Below are 6,616 nucleotides of genomic sequence, written 5' to 3'. Positions count from 1 at the left end.
ACCGGCAATGCTGCCGGTCGCGAAGGACTGACTGACGATGCCTCCGATATTGTTCTGTCCAACCACTCCGCCAACATTATTGGTTCCGCTAACGTCGACCGATGAATAGGATTGTGCAATAGTACCTCCATAGCTCTCGCCGACCAGACCTCCCGTGGAAGATCTCCCGCTGACGAAGCCGCCTTCAAGCCCCACATTTCGTACGACGCCGCCGGAACCGAGATAGCCCAACATGCCGACGAAGTCGGTATCCGGCCGGTTAATCACCATATTTTCGATCAGATGGTTCGAACCATCGAACTCTGCGGCAAAAGGATTGCTCATGCTGCCGACCGGCGCAAAACCGGAGCCCTCTCCGGGGCGGGTCGCCCACATGTCGGAGCGGCTGCTATCCGTGAACACGGTCCCGAAATCAATGTCCCGGGCCAACGTATAATTCACGCCAGGATTCATCATCATTAATTGCAATTGATGCGTATTCGTAATCGTCTGCGACCACTCGGAACGCAGAAACGGTCGAGTCGAACCTTCGATCATAAACCAGACATTGGTGAAATCCCAGCCGGAATAGCTGTTTGGTACAAGAGCCTGCATCGTGGCGAGACCAGTCGATGGGCAAGTTACGCCGTAACCATCGGTATTGTTGCCGCAAGCGCCGCTCTGTCCGGCAGCCTCCTGATCCCAGAAACTTTGTTCGATTAACGCGCCATTATTGCTGCCAACCAGACCGCCGGCGTAACCGCTGCCGTTAACGGCGCCGCTGGCGTAAGACTGCCGTATTAAGCCATAATCCGTCATCCCTACCAGCCCGCCGGCCGTATCTATACCGTTTACGGCGCCAATCGCATAAGACTGAATGATTGTAGAACCTGCGTTAATCCCCGCCAAACCTCCCGCATGCCCCCCGCTAGCATTAACTTCGCCCGAGGCGTGGGACCGGATGACATCCGCGCCTTCCAAATCGCCCGCAAGCCCGCCGACTACGGCTGTACCGCTAACGGGACCGGTCGCGTAGGAATCGCTCACTGCACCGTCATGTCGTCCCGTCAAGCCCCCTACATGAACAGAGCCGTTAACAGCGATGCTGGAGTAGGACGAGCTGATCGAGCTGCCAGTGACGCCGTACCCTACGAGTCCGCCTGTTACGCTATTCCCGGTAATGGAACCTCCGACAAGGCCGACGTCTCTTATCATTCCGCCGGAACCGACGATCCCGAACAGGCCGACGAACTCGGTCATGGGCCGATTGACGGTGAGGTTCTGGATGACATGTCCCGCTCCGTCGAAAGTTCCGGTGAACCGGCTGGCGGCATTGCCGTTGCCGCCGACCGGCTCGAAACCTTCTCCGCTGTTCCAGCCGGCCGTCTCCGAGGCGTCGATATCCGCCCCGAGCTTATAATGCGACGTCAAATTATTCCGCACGGCGTTCAACTGTTCCAGCGTCATAACTATATAAGGATTGGCTGGTGAACCATCCCCGGTCATTGCGGCATCCGAGGCGGCGAAAACCTGTAACGGGAAAATTCCCGTCACTAACAGAATGATCGTTATACATGAGAGGAATTGCTTTAGCTTCATTGGATCCTATCCTTCCTTTTGTCGCTCGATAGCGTCGATATATAACGAATTATATCGAAATCCGCTACCCGGCGAACCTAACCGCGGTTATAGGACTGGTTATAGATGAGCCGTTACCCCTGCAATTCTTTGCCCCGTTTAATCGCTTCTATACGGTTCTTTACCTGGAGTTTGCTGTAAATGCGATTGATATGCGCCTTCAGAGTACCCATGCTGATACCAAGCGTTCCGACGATAGCCTGATTGTCCATCCCTTCCTCCATATAGCGAAATACCGTATACTCCTTCGGAGTCAGCAAGGACTCCAACGCAGGGGGTGATTCAATGGACAAGAGCTTGGTTCCACCGTAACATGACAAAATTTTGCGCACATAGGCGAGCGAAGGCGCGTTGTTGTCCCGAATATTTCCTTTCTGCCGCTGCCCGATGTACTCCGAGAGCAGTTCCGCGACCCGCTCGCCTTTGTCTACGAACACGCGGACATAATCGTCGGGTTTGCCGTATTTCAGCGCCTCTTCCAACTTCAGCAGCGCCTCCTCCGGTTTGTCCGCTTGACGCAGCATGATCGCCTGAAGAATTTGAATGTCCAACGCTTCCATCGGACGATGGCCTTTCACCGCTATCAGGAGCAGCTTCTCCAATAGAGACCACGCCTCCTGTCGATGACCGGTCTCCATCAACACCCTGCCGAGGAAAATATAAACGAACAATTGGTAGACGGATACCGGATCATCCGCCGAGAGCCTGTAGCGCTCCATCCACCGGACAGCCGCGGAGGGATCACCCTGGTCCATCCGCAGGGCGGACATCTCCGCTTCGATCAGGATCGACGCGGCTTCCGCTCCATCCTTCAGCGACCTTCGGCCAGCCTCCTCCAGCCATTTCTCGGCTTGCGCGAAGTCTTGCCTGGCTTTGCTGATTCGCGACAGGAACAAGCTTGCGGGAACATACACCTTCTCCGGCTGATAATGAGTCTGGCTGTTGCCCGCGAGTCCCAGCTTCAAATAATGCTCCGCCTGCTCCAGCTCGCCCCTTTCGTAAAACAATTCTCCATAACAAACCAGAATCGAATCCTGCAGGCCCATCAGTCTCATGAAATCGATCATGCTCTTGAAAAAATTGTCCGACAGCTCCCTTGGCAAATGTTTGCCGCGTTTGCCATTGTACGATCGGTAGATGGATGGAGCCAGAGGCAAGTAAGGGGATGCAAAAATCAAATCCGTTCCTTCCGGGCTATGTCGAAGCGACAGTCGGATGTATTCCAGTCCCGAAATCATATCCATATCGTACTGGGTCGCCTTGAAATTCCGGACGAAATACAAATAACCCAAATAGCGATTCCTATCCTCCAGGCTCCAGCTTGCCGAAGAGGTCTCAAAGTGCTGCTCGGCCAGTTGCAAATGTTGTTCCGCCGGATCGAGCTCATGAGCCCACAACAAGGAGAAGATGTACGAAAAGTAGAGATATGGATGCTGCATCAGCAGTTGCTCGGGGATGGCAGACAGCCATACTCTGAGCGCCTGAAATTCCCTGCGAATCATAATGCTCCGCATCTGTTCAAGCAGACGTATGGCTTCCGTATATTCGTATCCGGCCAGGTAGTAGTCCACGGCCTCCTCCAACAGCTCGTGCGACTCGCACCATACCGCAGCCGCACGGTTCAGCTCTTCCGTCTTGCCGGGATCGCAGCGTCTTTGCTGCTTCTTCAGAAACTCGCAGAATAGATGATGTAATCGAAACCAGGTCTTGTCCTCATCCAGCGGGATGAGGAACAGGCCGGCGTCAACCAGCTTCGCGAGCTTCTCCGAGCCGTTCTCCCCGCCCACCGCTTCGCTCAATGGTCCATTCATCCTCTGAAGTACAGATATGTTCATCAGAAATTGCCGGGTGGGACCATCCAGCGCTTCGAAGACTTCCTCCAGCAGAAACTGCTCAACATGTTTGCCGTTCCCGGAATGGCTGAGTCCGAATTCCGCCGTCCAATCTCCGTAACGCAGTGACAACGAAATCAGCTTCAGTCCCGTCACCCATCCCTCGGTTATGGCCAGATGCCGCTCAACTTGCTCCCTTCGCATCTCCCGTGCTGCGAAGATCCGGAAGAAGTCCACCGTCTCCCGCAGATCGAAACGAAGCTGCTCGACGTTAATTTCCTGGGTCCACCCCCGACTGATCCATCTCGCCTTCGATAAGCCGGCCAAGCTCCGGCTGGCGAATATAAGATGCACGGAAGGCGGAAGATACTCCAGGAAATACGAAACAGAAGCGATAATGTCCTTATCGGTGATGACATGCCAATCATCCAGCAAGATTGCCAGCGGCTCACGCACACTGTTCAATTCATTTAGCAGGGCGACGAGAAACGGCTCGTACTGGCCGGGGCTCAATGTGGAGGCAACTACCCCAATAGAATCGGGCAAGCCCCCGAGCGCCTGCTCGAGCGCCTTCGTCATGTAGTTCCAGAATCGAACCAAGTCATTATCCTTCTCATCCAGCGACAACCATCCGACTGCCGCTTGTACTTGCCGAGCCCAATCGGCGATTAAAGTCGTTTTGCCGTAGCCTGCCGGAGCGATAAGGAAAGTTGCCTTGAAGGATAACCCTTCATTTAATCTCGCTATCAAATGGGGGCGGGGCACGGAATGAGACAGGGGCTGTGGTATATGCAGTTTAGATAAGAGCACCGTATAGTTGTCGTTCTTCTCGCGGTTCATGAAAACCATCCTCGTCACAGTTTCTATGTATTTTACCATTCTACACCTATTGCAACTGTAGGGGGAGACTTCCGCAAACCTTGGAAAAGAAAAAACAGCCTCCCCCATAACGGAGAAACTGGTCATTTTCTATCGTAACAAAGCTCATGCAATCATGCCGGAAATGGCGCCGGCCGTCCCAGCAGATAACCTTGCGCGAACGGGATTCCCATGTGGAGCAGCTTGTCCAGCTCCTCCTTGCGTTCGATGCCTTCGGCAATCAATTCCGCGCCGATCTTGCCGGCTACATCCTGCAGCGTCGTCAGGATATGCTCCTTCACTTCGTCCTTATGTATGTTCTGAATGATAGACCGGTCTACCTTCATGTAATCCGGTCTCAGCTCCACGATGGATTGCAGCGAGGAATAGCCCGCTCCCACATCGTCGATCGCGATGCGATAGCCTTGGCTGCGATAATGCTGAAGCGCCTTCTTAACGGAAGGGTAGTCTTCGATGGAGCTTCGCTCCGTAATTTCGAAAACGACCTGATGCGGGGACAGATGATGCTCCTCCAGCAGACTGATCGTGCGGCCCGGCGAGAAACGCGGGTCCTCCATAATTTGCGCCATGACATTGATAAACAGCTTCTGTCCTTGTCCGAGCCTCAAACATCCGTCGATCGCAAGCTCCCGCGCCAGGCGATCCAGCCGATAGACACCGCCGCTTTCCTCCGCGAACCGGAACAGATCCATGGGACCCCGGAAGTAGTTGTTGACGGGCAGACGGGTCAATGCTTCATAGCCGAACACTTCGCCTTGCTTAAGCGAGAAGATGGGCTGATACACGGGGTATAACGATCTTGCGGTTAGCAGCTCCTTAAAATAACTGTCCCGAAGCAACCGTTCGGCGCCGCCTTCGACTTGGGCGTTTACGATCGCCTGCTTCATGGCTTCGTAATACAGTCCGTCTACGCATGATTCCGACTCGCATGCCAGAGCGCCTAATCCGACGCGAAGCTTGCCGCCAGGATGGAAGCCGGACAGTCTCTCCCGCTCTTCGCGGAAGGCTAGTTCAAGTCTGTTTGCCGTACGTACCGCATGCGCGCTCAATTCGTACTCCGGATGTTCTTCGTCGTTCGAATGGAATTGGAACGAAATGAACAGGTCATTCGCCAACCATTGATGTTGACCCCGAACGTCGGAAGAAGGTACGAAGTCGCCGATCGAACGTTCAGCGAAGCTAGCCCAAGCTTGCTGCAGCTCTCCGCGCTCTGTCTTGCTCGTCTTCGCATCCGGACTTGTCCCGTCCCACATTAATCCGATCACGGCCAAGTAATTACGCCGCTGCGGCTGGGCTGAAAGGCCTCTTCGCCCGCTCCCCCATACTTCGTGCTGCTCCATAAATCATCTCACTTCTCTCTCGGCTGGCTGTTTTTCCATTCACCGGCGACATATACGCTGCCTTTGATCGATTTGGCTCTCTTCTTCAATCTGGCTGCACTTACGGATATATCCTCCAGTTTCATCTCTCCGGTTCCGTCGCATTGGAGCAGCGACAACGACAAGGTGACGCCGTCCTGCTCCACCTTCTGTCCTTGACGATTCTCCACGACGGAAATATCGACTCCGCCATAATACCGATGGACGCCGCCGTCGAAAGCTTCGATCAAACGCTCGCATACGCTTTCCGCGTACGGAGGATCCACGACGCCAATGAAGTCGTCACCGCCGATATGACCTACAAAAAATTGCCGGCTGTCGCTGTTTGCGAACTCTCCTACCATAAGCTCGGCCAAGTATCGAATCAGCTCGTCTCCGCGGGCGAAGCCGAAACAATCGTTAAACCATTTGAAATAATCCAGATCCGCGTATACGACCGAAAACGGCTCCCGATTCGCGATTCTGCGCGATAATTCCGCTTCAATCCCCGAGTTGCCCGGCAATCCCGTCAATGGATTCGCAATTCGGGCTTCCTCGGTGCGGAGTGCCGTCATGCACTCCAGAATGCCTCGGATCGTCGCCGCTCCCATGACGATGCCACCCTTGACCATCACGACAATATCGTACAATCTGGACTCATCCCTTGACATCGCCAGCTGAGACACCCTCTCGACCGGCGTATGTTCTTCGACGATAAGCGGATCGCGATCCATAACAAGCTCAACGGAACGGCTGGCATACAAGGCATGACCGAATTGGCCGGCCAACTGCTGATAAAGCCTATCTCTCATGATGACCCCGGCTGGGCGGCTATCCTTAACGATAATGACACCTTGCACGTTCGGATTGGCGTCGAACAAATTGGCGACTTCGGATACTTTCGCGTTGCATTCGAACAAGGGGACGGGA

The 6,616-nt window shown here is 54.4% G+C and carries 3 protein-coding genes and 1 pseudogene; all 4 read right to left on the bottom strand.

The genetic code is table 11. The features are described 5' to 3' along the window. Positions 1–1,578 (bottom strand): annotated as a pseudogene (locus PAT3040_RS11370) (hypothetical protein); the annotation flags it as partial. A gap of 113 nt (positions 1,579–1,691) precedes the next feature. Then, positions 1,692–4,289: a winged helix-turn-helix domain-containing protein gene (locus PAT3040_RS11365; RefSeq protein ID WP_108992744.1), complete on the bottom strand. Its 2,598-nt coding sequence runs from the start codon at positions 4,287–4,289 to the stop codon at positions 1,692–1,694. Positions 4,290–4,441: 152 nt separating this feature from the next. Beyond that, positions 4,442–5,668: an EAL domain-containing protein gene (locus PAT3040_RS11360; RefSeq protein WP_108992743.1), complete on the bottom strand. Its 1,227-nt coding sequence runs from the start codon at positions 5,666–5,668 to the stop codon at positions 4,442–4,444. Between the two features lie 8 nt (positions 5,669–5,676). Next, positions 5,677–6,616, bottom strand: a 940-nt coding sequence (locus PAT3040_RS11355) for a GGDEF domain-containing protein (protein WP_146200404.1), incomplete at its 5' end; no start/stop codon positions are given.

The sequence above is a fragment of the Paenibacillus agaridevorans genome (genome assembly GCF_003112455.1).
Taxonomy (GTDB): domain Bacteria; phylum Bacillota; class Bacilli; order Paenibacillales; family Paenibacillaceae; genus Pristimantibacillus; species Pristimantibacillus agaridevorans.
The sequence above is the reverse complement of the archived record's forward strand: the minus strand, read 5'-3'. Positions and strand labels throughout refer to the sequence as shown.